11 protein-coding genes and 1 other RNA gene are annotated in these 19,304 nt (G+C 38.0%); 7 read left to right on the forward strand and 5 right to left on the reverse strand.

The genetic code is table 11. The features are described 5' to 3' along the window. Positions 1-30: 30 nt before the first annotated feature. Entirely contained in the window at positions 31-3,330 is a 3,300-nt protein-coding gene (locus tag IPJ80_11040; GenBank protein MBK7914023.1) for a HAMP domain-containing histidine kinase, read from the reverse strand. A gap of 88 nt (positions 3,331-3,418) precedes the next feature. On the opposite strand from IPJ80_11040, the gene rnpB reads away from it, so the two are divergent. Then, positions 3,419-3,782: RNase P RNA component class A (rnpB, locus tag IPJ80_11045), an RNA gene on the forward strand. Positions 3,783-3,815: 33 nt separating this feature from the next. Here rnpB and porV read toward each other — a convergent pair. Beyond that, a complete protein-coding gene (porV, locus tag IPJ80_11050) occupies positions 3,816-5,027 on the reverse strand; it encodes a type IX secretion system outer membrane channel protein PorV (GenBank protein MBK7914024.1) in 1,212 nt (403 codons plus the stop codon). A 113-nt stretch (positions 5,028-5,140) separates the two neighbouring features. Further along, positions 5,141-8,977 (reverse strand): type IX secretion system sortase PorU, encoded by a 3,837-nt coding sequence (gene porU, locus IPJ80_11055; GenBank protein MBK7914025.1) that lies wholly within the window; start codon positions 8,975-8,977, stop codon positions 5,141-5,143. Between the two features lie 94 nt (positions 8,978-9,071). On the opposite strand from porU, the gene IPJ80_11060 reads away from it, so the two are divergent. From IPJ80_11060 to murF, 3 genes are all read left to right on the forward strand, one after another. Further along, a complete protein-coding gene (locus IPJ80_11060) occupies positions 9,072-10,073 on the forward strand; it encodes a PorP/SprF family type IX secretion system membrane protein (GenBank protein MBK7914026.1) in 1,002 nt (333 codons plus the stop codon). Between the two features lie 67 nt (positions 10,074-10,140). Further along, positions 10,141-11,643: an SUMF1/EgtB/PvdO family nonheme iron enzyme gene (locus tag IPJ80_11065; GenBank protein MBK7914027.1), complete on the forward strand. Its 1,503-nt coding sequence runs from the start codon at positions 10,141-10,143 to the stop codon at positions 11,641-11,643. 62 nt (positions 11,644-11,705) lie between these two features. Continuing rightward, positions 11,706-12,995 carry a UDP-N-acetylmuramoyl-tripeptide--D-alanyl-D-alanine ligase gene (gene murF, locus IPJ80_11070; GenBank protein MBK7914028.1) on the forward strand — a complete coding sequence of 430 codons (1,290 nt, stop codon included), beginning with the start codon at positions 11,706-11,708 and terminating at the stop codon, positions 12,993-12,995. 12 nt (positions 12,996-13,007) lie between these two features. Here the strand turns inward: murF and IPJ80_11075 are convergent, their stop codons facing one another. Continuing rightward, complete coding sequence (locus IPJ80_11075) at positions 13,008-14,045, reverse strand: hypothetical protein (GenBank protein MBK7914029.1); 1,038 nt, start codon at positions 14,043-14,045, stop codon at positions 13,008-13,010. A gap of 73 nt (positions 14,046-14,118) precedes the next feature. On the opposite strand from IPJ80_11075, the gene IPJ80_11080 reads away from it, so the two are divergent. After that, positions 14,119-15,345 (forward strand): amino acid dehydrogenase, encoded by a 1,227-nt coding sequence (locus tag IPJ80_11080; protein ID MBK7914030.1) that lies wholly within the window; start codon positions 14,119-14,121, stop codon positions 15,343-15,345. Between the two features lie 135 nt (positions 15,346-15,480). Then, positions 15,481-17,316 (forward strand): OmpA family protein, encoded by a 1,836-nt coding sequence (locus tag IPJ80_11085; GenBank protein ID MBK7914031.1) that lies wholly within the window; start codon positions 15,481-15,483, stop codon positions 17,314-17,316. 29 nt (positions 17,317-17,345) lie between these two features. On the opposite strand, the gene IPJ80_11090 is transcribed toward IPJ80_11085, so the two are convergent. Further along, entirely contained in the window at positions 17,346-18,569 is a 1,224-nt protein-coding gene (locus IPJ80_11090) for a 2-oxo acid dehydrogenase subunit E2 (protein MBK7914032.1), read from the reverse strand. A gap of 122 nt (positions 18,570-18,691) precedes the next feature. On the opposite strand from IPJ80_11090, the gene recR reads away from it, so the two are divergent. After that, complete coding sequence (gene recR, locus IPJ80_11095) at positions 18,692-19,303, forward strand: recombination protein RecR (GenBank protein ID MBK7914033.1); 612 nt, start codon at positions 18,692-18,694, stop codon at positions 19,301-19,303. Position 19,304: the final 1 nt, after the last annotated feature.

Raw genomic sequence — 19,304 nt, forward strand, 5'->3', positions numbered from 1 at the left:
CATATTCTGTATTGTTTATTTCAATACAAATTAATCTTGCTCATTAGAATCTTCAGTTGTATTCGGCACAGAACGCATCAAAGGCAACTCAATATAAAAACTGGTTCCTACGCCCGGTATTGTTTTAAAATATATGCGGCCATTCGCTGACTCAATGATTTGTTGACACATTGCCAAACCCAAACCGGTTCCGGAACTCTTGGATGTAAAATTGGGAAGAAACACTTTAGCTTGCATGTCTTCAGGAATGCCCGTCCCATTATCGCGAACCATGATAATTGCATTCTTTGAATTGGCATCTAATTGAATATCGATGTGACCTCGTTTTGTTTCCGGAATTGCCTGGATTGCATTGTTGATCAGATTGTTTAAAACCCGGATGATTTGATTTTTATCAGCGAAGACAAATAATTCATCAATCGGAACGGATAAAAGGATGTCAATATCTTCTCTTTTGCGAAATAAGTCATGAACTGATGAAACAATTTCATTTAAAACAATTTTTTCATTTTCAGCAGTTGGCATTTTAGCAAAATTGCTAAACTCAGTGGCAATCTTAGTCAAATTGTCAATTTGTTCGATTAAGGTCAAGCTTACTTTTTGAGCCATTTCTTTAACATCTTCTGCACCTGAGCGGATGTGTTGCTGCAAATATTGGATGCTCAGTTTCATCGGTGTCAATGGATTTTTAATTTCATGTGCAACTTGTTTGGCCATCTCCCGCCATGCACTATCCCTTTCAGATTTTGCCAGTAGCTGAGCGCTTTCATCCAATTGACTTACCATTTGATTGTAATTGCTGATGAGTTCGCCAATTTCATCTTGTCCGCTCCATTCTAATTTTTCATTTGTTTTACCCAACCGAATCTGTCTGATTTTATTTCCTAAATTTACCAAAGGTGCTGTAATTGAATTTGCTAAAAGGGTAGCCAAACTGGCTGCAATTAAAAAGAGAAATACATAGATGTTGAGCAATGTATTTATCAAATTAGCGAGCCGGTTTCCGGATTTACTTTCCTGAGATGCTTTGGCTTCCACTTGAAGAATTGCAATTCGTTTGTTGTTGTAAAATAAATTGCGGTAGGCATTGAGATCATCGTCCGGACTTTCAGTGATGGTGATGTCTTCAGAAAAACTCGGGTAACTAAAAAAGACATTTGGATCAATTAATTTAAAAATTGGATCCTGTTCTGATTGATTGTTGGCATATACCTTTTCTTCAATGCCTTTTGTATTAAATAGATTGACATTAAAATCAACCATTTGACTGGATTGCCTGATTTGTTCGGATAAGATCAAATTAGCATCTTCTATTGTATTCGAATTCCGAATGGTGGTTTCCAGAAAATTGCAAAGGTTATTGGTTTTGCTTTCCAGATTTTCTCGGAAAATTTGATCTTCAGATTGACGTGTAAAAAATACAGTAGTAATTGCAATGATTAAAAAACTGATTACGATACCTAAAATTACATAAAATTGAATTCTGTTTTTTAGTGAAGGTTTATCCTGAAATGTAATTTGTAACCCTTCCGGTAAAAAAGGCAAGCGCTGGTGGATTAAGCTGATCAGGTAGGATATTAAAATTAAGACTGTAAATAAATAGGAAAACAAAGAAATTCCTTTAAGAGTTGATTCCAATGGGTTGCTGATAACCAGGTATTGATTTGGTTGGGATCTGGTGTACAATACGTCTTTATCTCCTTGTATCACATGACGAATGCTGTCTTTTTTTAATACATTTTTTACATGATCTATAGATGGTTTGTATACACTGCTGGAATATTTTAAAAAATTATCTTCAAAAAAATAAAGTTCATATTGATTTGTCGTACAATTTTGAATCAATTCCGGAACGCAGTCTTTTCGAATCTTAAGACATTCGATGTATTGTCCGATCATTTGATCTTTTACGTAACGCTTTTTTTGATTTTGAAAGTGAAAAATCATGCTGGCATTTAAAATGCTTATCACAATGATCCATGAAATCAACCACAATATATTTTTTTGATATTCCTCAGAAAAGAAATCCTGCATCCAAATGATGATTGAAACACCCAAAAAGAATGTAAGCAATCCAATGTTTATGTTTGATTGATAGATGAAACCAGCAAGAATGAGAAAAGCCAAAAGATAAATTAAAATTTTATGGCGGAAGGGTAATTCAAAACTTGCAGTACTAAGTGTGAGTTTATTGGTTATTAAAAATATGGCCAGAAGCGCAATCAATAAATCAAAAAGTAAAATGTAATTTTCTACCTGAATCGAAAAAATATTGTTAAGGTCAAAGTAAAAATCAGAATGAATAAATACAGCACTAAAAATAAAGCAATAAATAATCAGTGCAATGATGGATGCTAAATAATTAAACAACACCACACCATATCGAAATTTAAGTACACTTAATGTATTGTCTATATTGGCATATTTATAAAAGAAAAAACTTAGATGAAAAAAGATGCCTGAAAACACAGTGAATTCAAAAAGCGTGTAGTCATAAAATTTTGTATGGACCAGTTTATCGGTCAACATGCTGTGATAAAAATCATTTTGATGTACGATCCATTGACACATGCTGGCAGTCACCAAAACACCTGTTGATAGGATGAGGTTGGCCCAGGGATAATTTCCTCTATTAAAAAAATCACGTGCTATGCGATGAAAAGGAATGTAGAATATGATGAGTGTAAGCAAATAAAATAAAATCAATGCATTTCCATAATAGGGTGCCAGAAAGGGACCGTCCAAATTCAAATAAAATAATGGTTTTTTTGCATTTGATTTTGCAAAAATTGGTAGATCTCTTTGCGTCTTACGCGTTTTTGTAAGTGTAAACCCTTGTTTAATATCTTGGGTGCTGTTAATGTGGTACTGCCTGATGCAATTGATCTTTTGACTGTCGCTGTTTAATTGCGTATCAAGAGTCAGGAAGTATGATCCGTTGTATTTTATCAATGAGATGCTATCGGATTTGAATGCATCGGTACACCAAAGCGCTTCAAAAAAACCATCTTTGCCATTCCAAAAACGAATTTCTCCTTCCTTGCAGATTACTTGTTTGATTTCACTTTGTCTGGCGATTTTAATGATTTCTGAGTTTTCAAAGCCAGTAAGCGCATTGCCGTCAACTAATAAGGGTTTAAGTTGCCTGAGGTATTTAGAATCCTTGTCCAGGTGTGCATTGAGTTCACCTTCCAGTTTTATTTTCAGGAAATGGTGGTAATCGTGTTGAAAAGATGGATAAACCCATTCGTAAACCTTTGCCAAGGTCAACAAGAGCAAAGCCACAATCCAAACCAAATACCAATTTCTATTTATGGAAAGGTTTACCATTGTAATTTGCCGTAAAAATAGGAATTTATACATTAAATTATATTATAATGTATTGAATACGAGCTGTTGACAGGGTATTTCGTAAATTTGTGCAGCCATAGCTTATCGCTGCATAGCAATATGCAGAGGAAAGTCCGGACAATGTCGGGTCATCACACCATTTAACAGATGGCTCAGGATTCGCGTCCTGAAGAGAACGTGTCACAGAAAATTACCGTCCCGCCTGGCGGGATAAGGGTGAAAACGTGTGGTAAGAGCGCACGCATCAGGCTGGTAACAGTTTGTTGGGATAAACCTTGTGAATTGAAATGCCATGTATATCTATCGTTCGAAAGAATGCCAGGACCCGTGGTTGCGCAAGCAGGTAGAGGGGTAGGCAGCTTAGATAAATGATAAGCACTTTATGATTTATTCATAAAGTACAGAATCCGGCTTATTTGGCTTTTTAAAATTGGAGTTGTTTTTTAGGAATAACTCCTTTTTTTTTATTCTCCACTTTGATTTCCAACAGCACCTCCGTCAAAATCATAACTGATGGAGAATCGGATGGTATTTGCTAGAGGACTTCTGTTATTTGTAGTAGGAACCAGATAGGAGAGGTTTAGTCCAAACACATTATACTTTACACCGCAGCCTAAAGTCATGTATTTACGGTTTCCTTTTAGTGCATTCTCATGGAAATACCCCATGCGGACAGCAAATTGTTTGTCATACCAATATTCCAAACCTAATGAATACATCAATTCCTGTAATTCTTCTTTTCCTCCTCCAGGTGCGTCATTTAAGGAACCAAAGATGCCTTCAAATAAACTTTTTTCACGATAGTCTGCTATTTTATTATTGTCGACATCGTAGAGTGGGTCCCCTGGTTTTCTAGGAGATGGGATTAATAATTTGTTGATTTCTAAGGTAGTCGTCAGGGAATTGTAATCATCAAAATTCATTTCATAAGCTGCTCCTAAAGCAAGATTGGTTGGAATGAAGTCTTTCACCAAGCCCTTGATATAAGTTACTTTAGAACCAATATTTGTGATCGCAAGGCCGACGTTTAAATAATTTCTGCGGCCGCTTGCCCCTAATTTATTGCGATATAAAAATCCAAGATCTGCTCCAAAGGTTTTGGCAGAAGTGATATCATAAGCGCCTACCGTTTTACCAGTTGCAAGATTTGAATAAGCAAATTTCGCAGAAAGGCTGGCAGAAAATACATCAGAAAGTTTTCTGCTATAAGCTGCCGCAATTTCAAATTCATTGGGCTGACCGGTACCGATATCATTTCCATTTTCATCTCTGAAATCAATTTTACCTAAACTAAAATAGCGAACGGCTAATCCTGCAGTTTGAAATTTATCGATTTTATAATATCCTGATAGGTACAGTAGATAAATATCATCAATACCAAGGTTTCTCAACCAGGGAGAATAAGTTGCTGAGATGCCCATGTTGTTTTCTGACCAGGCCAGGCGAGCTGCATTGTGGTGCATTGCATTGGGGTCCGTTGATAAGGCAACGCCTGCATCCCCCAGACCACCTGAACGGGTATCCGGATTGATCCTTAAAAAGGGCAGTGCTGTCAAAATGGTATTTTGAAGGCATTCGCCACTGGCATCGACAATACAACCTTTCGCAGGATTCCAGGTTTGAGCTGAAAGATTCATGCCTAGAATTAAAAAACAAATACAAGTTAGAAAACGCATAAAACAGGGATAATTGATTTAAAATGCAAATTTAGCATACAATTAGATATAATTCTTTTTTTAATATGATGCTGATACGGGAACTTATATATATCGTAAAAAACTACTTTTTATTATTTAAGTAGGACTAATTTTTGATAGGAAGACCGTTTGTGAATGATTTCATTTCCGGTTTTTGCATTCATGCTCAACCGATACAAATAAACGCCATTTGCCAAATCGCTCCCAAAATCATCCTTTCCATCCCATTTGATCCCTTCGATGCGGTACCCGTTGTTTAAGATGTTTTTAGTAAGGGTTTTGACTACGCGTCCAGAAATAGATTGAATCTGAACAATGATTTCCATTTCACTTGCAAGGATGTTGGTTTCAAACTGAAACTCCGTTTGATTGGAAAATGGATTGGGGTAGTTATAGACCCGATCCACAGTAATATCCGATTCATCGATTACATTAAACTCCAGATGACCTGAACCGGGATTATTTGAAATATCCCAGGCTGTGATGGTAACGGTATGTTTGCCGGGGCTTAAATTCTTTAATGGATAATTTAATTCGCCTTCCCGGGGATTGTTTAATTTAGATTTATAGACTTGATTCAAAATGATTGGAGCTTGTGAATTTTGATCTATCACAGCGGTCAAATCATGGCCGATGCTGTTGCCGCTGATATTAATTCCAAAATCATCGCTTAGTTGTGAATACAATATCGGATTGCGGCTGCATATTCCTCCGTTTACAAAATCAGCATTGTTCATAAACACCTTTACGACCGGTGGCCGATCGTCTTTAATGCTATCATTGGAAACACCCCCAATAATTAAACGATCTTCATAACCTGCTGCATCTTTTGTTTTTTCATCTGTTGCATACAGGCTTATTTTTCCTTTACCAAATTCGTAATTGATATCTTTTGGAATAATAAATGAAAAATTCCATTTACCAGCATTCACATTTACCAATCCTTTGTAAATAATATTTTTTTGCAATTTATAAGTAGCAGTATAAGAAGTTGGATCATTTGCCTTCGTACGTAAACTTATTTCTTTGTCGTAAACGGTTACATAAAGTTTGCCGTTAAAATCGGATTGCAAAACACCGTTTTGATCTGTAACCCGACCAATTACATTCATGTTTTCCAATGCATGAAAAGTATCGGCAACTGCAGCTAATGGCTTGCCATTAATTGAGTCGACTTCGTTTTTTAAAAGGGGGATTGCCAATCGTTGAGCCGGATCTCCAAACAGTAAAAATTTACGGGAATTGGTTCGAATAAATCCAGCAGAATTATCATTTTTTGCACGCCGCATAATTTCACCTAAAGGCAATGGCAAGCTATTTTCAAATTGAAAGATGTAATTATAAACGGAACTGGTCAAATCAAAATTATCATCACTGTAAACCGCACGAACGGTTGAAAACAAAGCCAGAAATCCTCCTTGTTGATTGTGGAGTCCTTCTTCACCGGCATTTGTTTTTGTAGGATCATCAAATCCATTGAATGTGCATGATGCTACAATTACCAATGGAAGTTTGTAATAATTTTCCAGTGTTTTGATGTCGGTATTTTGTAAGATTCGTTCTTGAGCCAATCCGCTGTAACCGCCATGCCCCATATAATTAACGACCAGGGCACCTTGAAAAAAAGCATTGGCGAACGCTTTATTAACTTCCGGATAGCGTTCACCCCCTGGAGTTGTTACTTGCTCATAAGCATCCAGGTGTATTTTTTCTTCATTATAAATAGGATAGCTGGAATGTACTGATTCGGAAATGCGCTCGGATTGATTAAAATGCACGTTGGAATCTTCATCATCACTGGAGAATACAACATGAAGTCTCCAATCTTCCATCGTTTTTGGATCGGTATCGTAGCGAATGATTTTATCAACAAGATTTTTTGCTTCATCGGCAGTACGTGCTACCAACCTGCCAATGTTTAAATCCAATTTACCAATTAAATTGATCCCTTCTCCGGGATCCAATAAACCATAATAGTCATCTGTTGGAAAAGAAGTGATGGGATCCAGACTTTCGTCGGTCTCATAAGTTGGAACAAAATTCTGATCGGCATCTCGTTTATTAATATGTCGAAAATCATACGAACCATCACCAAACAATGCGAGGTATTTGAATTTTGGATTTCTTAAATACAACATGCGCATAAAATTGCGGACGGCTGTCGGATCTTGTGAGCCACTTGAAAATTCATTGTACACCTGACTGATGTCAACGGTCTGCACGATCACATTAGAATGTTTGCTGCGATGGGTTTGGAGTCGTTCTGCTTCTGATTTGTAATCTTTATGATACAGGATAATCATTTCAGGATCCTTCAAGCCATGAAGATTTTGATTGCCAACGCTTCCAATAAATTGTGGAATATCAAAGTTCATGGATTCATCCAATACAACAAATTGTTTGTAGTTATTAATTGTACTTGATGTAAATCGAAGTTGATTATTAGTTAAGGCACCGTTTATTTGAGTTACTTCAAGGGGATTGGTAATGTCCCAAATTTTCTTTGCAGAAAGCACATTATCAATGGTAAATTGACTTGCATCAAAAGCAAAGGAAGCAGGATCCATGATGTACATCAGTTTATTAGACCAAATCAATTTTTTCCAAACTGAAATTTGCATAAAATCGATCCAACCTTCAGAAACTGTTCCACCTGATTGAGGAAAGTTAATTTTAGCTTTTACCAAATCACTGATTGGTTGAAATGATGCAGTCTTTCGGGCAATATTTGCAAATCGATTGATGCTGCTGTAGATTACATAGGGAATGGATACATCAACTTTTTGATTTTCGACAATAGCTGATACGCTATGGTTTACAGGCGCCCGCCCGGCAAATGCAAAAGAAAATAATCCGGTTTTGTTGAGATCGATATGATCAAAAATAAAGCTATTTCCAAAATCAAATTCCCGGGTATTGCTGAGTTCTTCACCATACCAGTTTTTACCTGAACCTTCGCTGCCGGCATCTAAATCTAATAAATTTACCAAATCATTTTCAATATGCTTAAAGTCAAAACTTGAATTCGTTTGATAACTGTAATTTGTTGGTCCATCTACTTGCGGGACACGTTTGCCGCGATTCTGATCAATTTTAATAAAGTAATACGATACATCTGAATATGGATTTTTTGTAAAACTGAAATCAGAAAGTGTGGATTCATATTGAAATAGATCCGGACCATTGGCGTAAAATAAAATAAAATCATTTTCATCAAAACGACCGTCATCTTCTCCTTTGATAAAGATTGCATTTTCTTTTAAGTCGTCTTCAAATACTGCATCGGTTGATTCCGGAAGTGGACTGCCACCATTTCCATAAATTCTTATGTTTCTGGGGTCTAAGGTGTTAAAGTCCAGTTTGAGGTTTTTTTCCAAAAAACTCTTGTCAATTTTATAAACTCCTCGTTGTTTTATAGAAATTTTAAACCAGCTTCCATTGGAAAGGACTGATTCATTGGCATAATTCGGTAAAGGATTGGTGGGGAGGCCCGTAGGAATAAATTCGACTGTTAAATCAAACGCCTTCAAAATTTCAAGTTGTTGTGCATTCCGATAGGGAATCAGTTCAATGCTTGCAACATATTTATCGCGGGCTTTGAATACCTGCGCATGAATATCAAACTCGGGTTTAAGGAGTTTCATTGCGGCTTCTAATCCTGTAGTTTGGATTGCTTCTGTAGCTTTGGGGGTTAATCGAACTTTTAATTCACCATTTCCTGCAACTTCAAATTCTTTTTTATAAATTGCGATACCAGGAAGGTCTGCCGAATTAAAAGATTGATCAAATCGAAGACTTTGGATACTTTGACCTGAAGAATTACGTACTAACTGAGGATTCCAACTAATTTTTTCAGAGAATTGAAACGATTGTTGGGCCGAAAGAAAAAAAGTTCCGAAAACAAAAAACAAAATAATTTTGAGCTTCATTTTTACTGAGATAGGATTTAGTCTGTTCAAATGTATCAAAAACGTCCTGAAAATCATATTATTGCCAATGACACCATTTATTAAACGATTCTTGATGGCAATCAGTTGCTTGCTGGTTTTAGGTTTTTCAAAAACCAGTTTCGCCCAGGATCCGGTGTTTAGTCAATATTATGCACAGTCTTTGCATATGAATCCTGGTTTTACAGGTTTGAGTTTTGCTCCTCGGTTTGAAATGATCTACAGAAACCAATGGCCTTTAATAGATAAGTCTTTTGCCGGATATGTAACCTATGGTTTAAGCTACGATCAGTTTTTCAAAAAACTCAATAGTGGATTTGGAATTCAATTGATGGCCGATGATGCGGGAGGAGGATTGCTTAAAACAATCAAAGTGGCTGGTCTTTATGGATATCAGGCTCAAATTAGTGAATCCAATTATCTACGGGGTGGGATCGAATTGGCCTTTGTTCAAACGAATTACGACTGGGACCGATTGGTGTTTGGAGATCAGATTGATCCGGTTTTAGGACCCATTTCGCCGGGAGGAACCCCATATCCGACCGATGAGTTCAGACCCGACAAAACCAGTGTTTCTTATTTAGATATTGGTACGGGACTCCTTTATTACAATCCATATTTTAATTTGGGTGTTTCAGCAAAACATATCAATACGCCCCAAAATGATATTTTAAAAGTAAATGCTTCCAGCTATAATGGAATTCCAGTTCGATGGATGTTTCACGGGGGGATGCAACTTGATTTGGCAAGATCAAACCGGGTAGTATCGATCTTATCCCCGGCATTCCTTGTCGTAAAACAATCTGAATTTTTTCAGATAAACCTGGGGGCCCAATACCAATTTAGCACGGTATTTGCCGGATTATGGTATCGGCACGCTCGAAATAATACGGATGCTTTGATTGCAGTCCTTGGATTTAAGAAAGGCGCCTGGAAAATGGGATACAGCTTTGATTTTACGCTTTCACAGCTGGGAATCGCCCAGGGAGGAAGCCATGAATTAAGTTTGGGACTGTTTTTAGGAGAGATCCGTAAGGAAAAGGCAAATATCAATGATTGCTTCGAAGCCTTCCGGTAGAAAAAATTCTTTGTCAATACAATAAATTATTATATAACTTTGTTCCCCTAAAAAAGAAAGTAGTAGGATGAAAGGCAATTATTCAAAAATCGTCTTTTTGCTGGGCTTTGCATTGGTAATCGGAGCCTGTAGTAAAAGCAAACAAAACGAATCAAGCTCCACCGGTTGGAAATACAACGACAAGGAGTGGGGTGGATTCGAGAAAGTAGATTATAGAGGCCAGGCTACTGGTCCAAATCTAGTGCTCATAGAAGGGGGAACCTTTTTAATGGGATTAACTGAAGAAGATGTAACTTATGAATGGAATAATATCCCCAGAAGGGTGACTGTTTCATCATTTTACATGGATGAAACGGAAGTGAGTAACATCAATTACCGCGAGTACATTTACTGGTTAAACAGGGTTTACAAATCCTATCCGGAAGTTTACAAGAAAGCCTTACCAGACACACTGGTTTGGCGTGAGGAATTGGCTTATAATGAGCCATTTGTGGAAACTTATTTCAGATATCCATCGTATGATGATTATCCGGTAGTTGGAGTAAACTGGCTTCAGGCTAATGATTTTTGTAAATGGCGTTCTGACAGGGTCAATGAGTTTATCTTAATTGAAAAAGGTATTTTGAATCCGAATCCAGACCAGGTTGACTCTGATAACTTTAATACCGGATCTTATTTAGCCGGTCAATATCAGGGCAATGTGCGTAAAAATCTGGAAGACATTCAAACTGGCGGTGAGCGTCCTGTTAAGTTTGACGATGGTATTTTATTACCGGTTTATCGCTTACCTACTGAAGCTGAGTGGGAATATGCTGCACTCGCTTTAAAAGGAAAACAATCCGATAATAAAGACGAATTAATCACAGATCGTAGAAATTTTCCTTGGGATGGAAATACAGCCCGTTACAAGAGAAGAGATAAATACATGGGAAATATTTTGGCTAACTTTAAAAGAAGCCAGGGTGACTACATGGGTATGGCAGGAAAATTAAATGACCATGCTCATATTCCGGCACCAGTCCGGACATTTTTCCCCAATGATTTTGGCCTTTACAACATGGCAGGAAATGTTAACGAATGGGTAGCTGATTTGTTCAGGCCTTTAACGTCAACCACCTTGCGTGATGTTGAAAACCATGATCTGAATCCATTCCGTGGTAATGAATTTAAAGAATTGGTGCTTGATGAATCTGGCAATCCAGTTGAAAAAGATAGCTTAGGAGATCTAAGATTCCAAATGGTTTCAGATTCAGCGGTAGAATTCCGTGAAAACTATAACAAAGGGGATGTTAAAACATACCGCGACGATGACGACGAAGTGATTAAATACCAATATGGTAAATCATCACTTATCAATGCAAAATCAAGAGTTTATAAAGGAGGTTCCTGGTCAGATCGTTTGTTCTGGTGTTCTCCTGGAGCTCGCAGATTTAAGGATGAAGATAAATCAGACCGTTCTATTGGATTCCGTTGTGCAATGACCCGTACCGGTGGACCAGAAGGAAATGAGGATGCTGGTGGTTTGGAGTTCAAACGCAAAATGCCGAAAGTCAAGAGAGACTATAAATAAATCAAGAAATAATTAAAATTTGAAAAACTCACAGCAATCTTTGTTGTGAGTTTTTTTTATTTATGCAATATCCTGAATCATACCGGCGGTTTCTCGAGCAAGATGGCAAGGTGTTTACAGACACGCGAAAACCTTTGAAGGGTGGTATTTTTATTGCCTTGAGTGGCCCCAACCACAATGGCAACAGTTATGCCTTGCAGGCATTGGAACAAGGTGCAGCCTATGCAATTGTAGATCAATTTGTTTCTCAGGATCCTGGATTGATTCGTGTCGAAAACACCTTAAAGGAATTGCAGGAAATGGCCAGGATTCATAGAAGAAGATTTAAAACAAAAATTATTGCAATTACGGGCACCAACGGGAAAACAACGACGAAGGAATTGTGCCATTCAGTTTTTTTGAGAGCATACCAAACGCAAGCAACGGAAGGAAATTTAAATAACCATATAGGGGTCCCATTAACGCTTTTAAAACTAAAGGAAGACACAGAATTTTTAATTCTGGAAATGGGGGCCAATCATCCAGGAGACATCAACGAATTATGTGCGATTGCCGAACCGGATAGCGGCTTGATTACTAATATAGGTAAAGCCCATTTGGAAGGATTTGGAAGCTTTGAGGGGGTACTAAGAACCAAGCTTGAATTGTTTGATTACCTTAAGGCTCATGGAGGTCTGCGCTTTTGTAGTATGTTTTCTGATCCTTTAAGAAAATATGCAAGCACTGAATCCGATGTAATTGCATTTGGACCACATCAGGATGCATGTGAATTTTCAGGCAGATTGATCAAATCATTTCCTGAAATTGCATTGGAATTTTACAATAAACAAGAATCATTTTTAATCGACTCCCATTTGTTTGGAGAATACAATTTCCAAAATATAGTTGCTGCTTCTTGCCTGGCAAGCTACTACGATGTCCCTCCAGCATCCATTCAAAAGGGGATAGCCGCTTATGTCCCCAACAACATGCGCTCGCAGGTTATTAAACACAATTCCAATACCATCATACTCGATGCATACAATGCAAACCCAAGTTCTATGATCCAGGCAGTCAAAGCCTTCGAACAGATGGATTTTAAAAACAAATGGATTGTGTTGGGTGAGATGGCCGAACTGGGAAACTATTCAGAGGGTGAACATGAGGACTTAAAGAATCAGGTTTTGGATAAAGCGTTTCAAAAACGGATTTTTATTGGAACCCGTTATCGTTTGGATGGAATTAAATTACCAGACATGCATTTTGAAGATGAAGCGTCTTGTAAAGCCTGGTTGGGTATGAATTGGCCGGTAGATACGGCAATTTTGATAAAAGGCTCTCGTGCAGCCGGATTAGAGCGATTGCTCCAATAGGCTTTTATATCCTTAATTATTTATCAATTCAAGTATGCGCGAGGGTATTTGGTCCTTTGCCGTAGCTTGATATTCTTCGTAGGTGCAAGGAATCAGTTGATTGGAAAATTCATTGTCCAATAATGGTTCCTCAAACCACCATTTGCCCGTGTTTTCTGATTTATAGAATTTGATGATGTAATCCAGATTTTTAATTTCAACCAGATATTGGGTAAGGGATTCCCGTTTAATATTTTGGTCTAATTGTTTGAGATGGCAGCCTTCCCAAAAGTACCATGCCATTTGGGCAACCAAACGAGCCGTAATCCCGTCACGGTCTTCAGATTCATTCCAGGGAGAAATAAAATACATTTTAACCCGATCGCTCATTCCGGCCATTCGGGAGAGGGTAGATGCTTCTTCTGAAAATAAGCCACTTGGGTTTTTAGTGAGATTACCCGGACTTTCGCTGGATCTGATGGCATTTAAATCAAAATAGATGAATTCCGAACGACGCAAGGGTGGATCAAATGAAGAGGCACTGGCTCTGAATTCACCCGTTCTGTAATAATTTATTTTTTCATATTCGAATGCAAGGTGTTGACGTTGAAACGCCAGAAAATTTAGTTCCTTAAGATACGGCGAAGCCATATCCACTGAATCCAAAAATCCGGAATGGTCACTGATGCAACTGAGTGTAAAGGGTTCATGAAGTTTTTGCTGTTGGAATTGAATCTCGTGGATTAATTTTAAATCTGCGCCAATAACCAGCAGCGTTTTATTTTTGGAGTAGGCAAGATTTAATAAATGGCTTGCACGTTCTGCTTCGGTAAGTGAATTCAAATTAGCTCCATCAGCAATCAGCCTGTCATCAAAATAAGTAGCAGTAAGCTTGAAAAAATGTTTTTTAAAGCTGGATTCAAATTCAGCTGAACAAAAGTAAACTATGAATTTTGAATTGGCTGCAAGATGGTAATTTGCATCCTGATTTATCAAAATGTATCCAAGGCTTTGTTGATGAAAATCTGAGACAGAAGAGTCTTTTTGTTGAAAAGCATTGCGGTCCATCATGTATAACGAGTTTAATAAACACAAATTTACATATTAAATCTATATTTAATATGAAATGATATAAATTTGAATTATGATCAATTTTCTTCAAGATTATTTAAACAAACCCGCTGAAATTGTTTTCGAATGGAATGATCCGCAATCAGAGGCAAAGGCTTGGTTGGTAATTAACAGTTTGACCGGTGGAGCGGCTGGTGGGGGCACCCGTATGCGAAAAGGATTAACCCGCAGAGAGGTTGAAGACCTGGCAAAAACCATGGAAATTAAGTTTAAAGTGTGTGGTCCATCCATCGGAGGCGCTAAATCAGGAATTGATTTCGATCCTCAGGACCCCCGGAAAGAAGAGGTATTGCAACGATGGTTTACCGCTATTAAGCCCTTATTGTCTAATTATTACGGTACTGCCGGAGATCTCAACATTGATGAGCGAAAGGAAGTGAGGCCTTTTCTGTTGGACATGGGCATCAACCATCCACAATTTGGCGTATTGGAAGGACATTTTCATTATCCGGATCATACCAAAAATGAAGTGTTAGAGCAATTGAAAAAAGGCTGTGCCTTGTTGGTGAAATCTGAAAAATTCAACCCCGCTAAAGAAGCTGCCCTCTATTCAACCATTGACTTAATCACCGGTTACGGGGTATTTCAATCCATCGTAGCATTCTATAAAATATTTAGACAGCAAACGGTAAGCGGCAAACGGGTTGCTATTCAAGGGTGGGGAAATGTAGGTGCAGCTGCTGGTTGGTATTTATCACAGGCCGGTGCCAGGTTAGTCCTCATTCAGGATAAGGAAGGATTTATAGTAAACAACCAAGGTTTTGACCAGGAATCTGTCAGCGATTTTATGAATCAAAAAATCAACCACACCATTCAATCAGATCAAAAAAGACCTTCATCAGAATTAGATCAGGAATTAGAAAAACTCCAAATTGACCTCTTTATTCCAGCAGCTGCTTCGAAATTGGTCGCTGAATCCAGCTATGATTTGATGAAGCGAAATGGCCTGGAACTCATCGCCTGCGGAGCAAACGTCCCGTTTAAAGAAGAAGGCTTATTATTTGGGCCCCTGACAGAAAAAATCGACCGCGAGCTCGCTTTGATTCCAGACTTTATCGCCAATTGTGGGGTTGCCAGGTTGTTCGCCTATTTAATGCAAAAAGGCGTCGAAATCAGTGAAGAAGCTATTTTTCAGGACATTGAAAATACTATGCATGCTGCAATCTCCCAACTTTATAAGCAAACGCAACAAGCAGTAAAGTTGTCAGAAAACGCCCTGCGTTATTATGCTAAAAATTAATTTAAGTTATTGATTATCAGTTATAAATGCATATATATTAATATTTATATTCAAGCCAACAAAAATGGCTGAATTTTTGCATAGCTTTGTTTGGGGTTTTAGGTGAAGATGAATTTATTAATAAAATCGAGCTAAATGGCTACAAAATTCTACCATGTACTCTTGCTTATCTTATGGGCGAATTTTACGTTCGGTCAGCAACATGATACCATTCCAGATAGACAGGACAACAGTCTGATCTCTACCTCTGATACGACAGGTACCAATGATGGCTTAACGAAAGTTACAAAATCTAAGATCGTATTGGGTAACAGCAATGAAGCTGACTGGAAATCCGGTAAAGCAAAATATCCGCCAAAACCTAAACATATGTGGGAATTAGGCCTTGGAGGAGGGCATTACTTTATTCATGGTGACGTGGATCCTAAAATTCCGGGTTATGGTTTATCCCTTCACTTGAGAAGAGCAATCAATTATTCATTTTCATTCAGAGTAGATTTCTTTTATGGAACAGCGTTTGGATTAGAGCCACAACCGTATACCAAAGCACTTGAAGTTGAAACATCCGTTTTTCAAGGCTATGGTTCGCAGAATGCCTGGTTTCCTGCTTACAAAACCCAATATTTCTACGGAGCCATTGAAGGCATTCTTAACATTGGAAATATCCTGTTTCACAAAGACCGCAACAAATGGAATAGCTATTTGATTTTAGGAGCTGGTCTTGACCATAACAATACAAAATTAGATTTAAGAGATGAGAATGGCAATGTATATACCAATCTGATTTCTTTAAGCGAATATTCGGATGCTGCATTTAACACAAGGCAGGGTAGAATAGATATCAAAAAGAAATTAAGAGGACTTTATGACGGTGATTATGAAACACCAGCCTTTAAGAAAAAGGGAATTTTCCGTTTGAATGATAAGACCAATATTCATCCGATTTTTATTGGAGGTGCAGGGATTTCAAGAAAGATCAACCGGAGAATTAATATCGCATTAGAGCATCAGGTCCATTTTTCGGATAACGATTATTTGGATGGGATCATTTACCGAAGCGATGTCGATCAGACAACCCAAAATGATTATCAGCACTATACCAATTTGAGATTAAATATCAATTTGGGTAAATTTAAAAAGCGGAAAGAACCTCTATATTGGTTAAACCCATTGGATGCTGCATTTACTGATATTGCTGATTTAAAACGCAGACCCATCTTTGATCCAAAAGATACAGACCAGGATGGAGTCATTGATTTGTTGGATCAAGAAAACGAAACGCCCGCCGGTGCGCCTGTAGATCCTAAAGGAATCGCATTGGATAGCGACAATGACGGGATTCCGGATCATAAAGATGCAGAACCATTTTCTCCACCTGGATTTCAGGTTAATGACAAAGGAATCGCTCAGGTGCCAGTGGTGCAACCTGGAATGTCAGAAGATGACGTAAAGCGTATTTTAGATAATCGTTTGGGTGTTCCACCGGGAACCTTTGACAGTACCGGAGGTAAAGGATTATTAAGCAACATTGAATGGTTTTTACCTATGATCCATTTTAAATTGGATGAATACTGTATCGATTTAAAATATGTTCCGCAATTGGCCAGCGTTGCGCATGTAATGCAAACACATCCTTCATTGAAAGTAACAGTTTTTGGACATACGGATATCCGTCATTCAAATGCTTATAACAAAGTACTTTCTTACAATCGGGCAAATGAAGCAATTGAATATCTTGTAAATACATTCAACATTCCTCGTACCAGATTTAAATTGATGTATGGAGGTGAAGAAACTCCTCTTGGAGGGCATAACAAAAACTACAATGTTAATCGTCGGGTTGAATTCAGAATCAGTCAAGCAGACGATACTGAAATGCCTATGCCAGATGGTCCAAAGGCTGGAGCCTGTCATAAATCATGGAGTCGAAAAGCAGCTCCAGAATCAAAAGAGGCAACCCAAAAGAAATAAGGAATTGATTGTTTACAATCAGCATGCTTTTACAAAAGCATGCTGATTGGATTCTCTAAAATAGTTTTTAAACTTTGTAAAAATTTAGCACCACTTGCTCCATCAACGGCGCGATGGTCGCAGGATAAAGTCATCTTCATCCGGTTTGAAATTACCAGATTGTCATTTTTTACAGCAGCTTTCTTTTGTATTGAACCGATTGCTAAAATACAAGCATCCGGTGGATTGATAATAGCGGTAAAATGCTCAATGTCAAACATTCCTAAATTAGAAATCGTAAAAGTGTTTCCTTGCATTTCATCCAGGTTCAGTTTGCGTTCTTTAGCACGTGTTGCTTTGTCTTGAATTTCATCCTTAATGTGGGTCAATGTTTTTTGATCTGTATTACGGACAACAGGCACTACCAATCCATCTTCAATAGCAACTGCAATTCCAATATGGATGTCGTTATGGTAAATCATTTTATCATTCGTCCAGGAAACATTTACAGCTAAATTGGAGCGTAATGCAATCGCACATGCTTTTACAATTAAGTCGTTGTAAGATATTTTTTGAGGAGAAACTGCATTTAATTGATTGCGAGCTTCAACACAAGCATCCATATCGACTTCAGTGGTTAAATAAAAATGAGGAGCAGTAAATTTGCTTTCTGAAAGTCGTCTTGCGATCGTTTTCCTCATTTGGCTATTTATAACTTCCCGGTCGCCTTGTTGAGCTGGTGCTACGTAGGATGTGGAGAGACCAGGTTTAGCGACTTGGTTTGCCAAATTTTCTACATCTCTTTTGACGATGCGACCTTGTTCGCCAGAACCACTTAGATGTTCCAGACTAAGGCCTTTCTCTTTGGCCAATGATTTTGCCAGTGGAGATGCTTTAATTCGGGTATCTGTAGGTTCTGGGGGCATTGTCTGGCTTTCAGCAGGTGCTACAGCTGCTTGAGGTTCCGGTGATTTGGAAGCCGCCTGAGGTTCGCTGGAAACTTGTTTCGAGCCCCCAAGGAGATCATCAAAGTTTTCTCCTTTTTGTCCAATAATAGCAATGATTCCATCAACGGGTACCGCCCCTTCATTCACTGCAATGTGCAACAATACACCATCCTGATAGGCTTCCAGATCCATAGTGGCTTTATCAGTTTCCACTTCTGCCAAAATATCACCTGGTTTTACGGTGTCTCCGACTTTTTTATTCCATGTTTTAATAAATCCTTCTTGCATGGTATCAGAAAGTCGGGGCATCTTTATTGCAATAGCCATCTTTTGTAATTTTGCGTAAAATTAATCTATTCGGTTGTTTTCAAAGATAAACCGCAACGATTCTAAATATAAAGATTCATAATCAATCGTTTATAGTTGAATAAATTCTATAATTTTAACGCATGAATTCAATCTCGAAAATTGTGGATGAGGCTGTAGCCGCATTCAGTACCCTGCCCGGAATTGGAAAAAAGTCAGCCCTTCGCATGGTTTTACATCTGGCGCAACAAGACAAAAAAAAGCTGGAAGATTTGTATGTAGCGGTAAAGAATATGTCGGAAAAACTGATTCGCTGTAAACAATGTTTTGCCTATTCGGATTCAGAATTATGTACGATTTGTAGCGATCCGGTTCGAAATCAACAGACCATTTGTGTAATTGAATCGATACGGGATTTATTTGCTATTGAAGAATTGCAACAATTCAGAGGCGTTTATCACGTTTTAGGAGGATTAATTTCTCCAATTGATGGTATGGGACCTGAAAATTTAACGATACATTCTTTGTTTAAGCGAATTGAAAATCAACCCATCACTGAATTGATCTTTGCAATACGACCGACGATTGAAGGGGATACCACTTCCTACTACATTACCAGACACCTAAACAATCCAACATTGAAAATTAGTATGCTTGCCCGGGGTGTTTCATTTGGGTCGGAATTAGAATATGCCGATGAACTTACTTTAAGTCGTTCGTTACTCAATCGCACGCCCTATATTATTAGTGAATAAG

The organism is Saprospiraceae bacterium (assembly GCA_016714025.1).
In the GTDB taxonomy this organism is placed as follows: Bacteria; Bacteroidota; Bacteroidia; order Chitinophagales; family Saprospiraceae; genus Vicinibacter.

What these genes read in the sequence shown, in the direction of transcription:
- IPJ80_11040 (MBK7914023.1), bottom strand. Translation starts at nt 3,330, where the DNA reads ATGGTAAACCTTTCCATAAATAGAAATTGGTATTTGGTTTGGATTGTG.
- porV (MBK7914024.1), bottom strand. Translation starts at nt 5,027, where the DNA reads ATGCGTTTTCTAACTTGTATTTGTTTTTTAATTCTAGGCATGAATCTT.
- porU (MBK7914025.1), bottom strand. Translation starts at nt 8,977, where the DNA reads ATGAAGCTCAAAATTATTTTGTTTTTTGTTTTCGGAACTTTTTTTCTT.
- IPJ80_11060 (MBK7914026.1), top strand. Translation starts at nt 9,072, where the DNA reads ATGGCAATCAGTTGCTTGCTGGTTTTAGGTTTTTCAAAAACCAGTTTC.
- IPJ80_11065 (MBK7914027.1), top strand. Translation starts at nt 10,141, where the DNA reads ATGAAAGGCAATTATTCAAAAATCGTCTTTTTGCTGGGCTTTGCATTG.
- murF (MBK7914028.1), top strand. Translation starts at nt 11,706, where the DNA reads ATGCAATATCCTGAATCATACCGGCGGTTTCTCGAGCAAGATGGCAAG.
- IPJ80_11075 (MBK7914029.1), bottom strand. Translation starts at nt 14,045, where the DNA reads ATGATGGACCGCAATGCTTTTCAACAAAAAGACTCTTCTGTCTCAGAT.
- IPJ80_11080 (MBK7914030.1), top strand. Translation starts at nt 14,119, where the DNA reads ATGATCAATTTTCTTCAAGATTATTTAAACAAACCCGCTGAAATTGTT.
- IPJ80_11085 (MBK7914031.1), top strand. Translation starts at nt 15,481, where the DNA reads ATGGCTACAAAATTCTACCATGTACTCTTGCTTATCTTATGGGCGAAT.
- IPJ80_11090 (MBK7914032.1), bottom strand. Translation starts at nt 18,569, where the DNA reads ATGGCTATTGCAATAAAGATGCCCCGACTTTCTGATACCATGCAAGAA.
- recR (MBK7914033.1), top strand. Translation starts at nt 18,692, where the DNA reads ATGAATTCAATCTCGAAAATTGTGGATGAGGCTGTAGCCGCATTCAGT.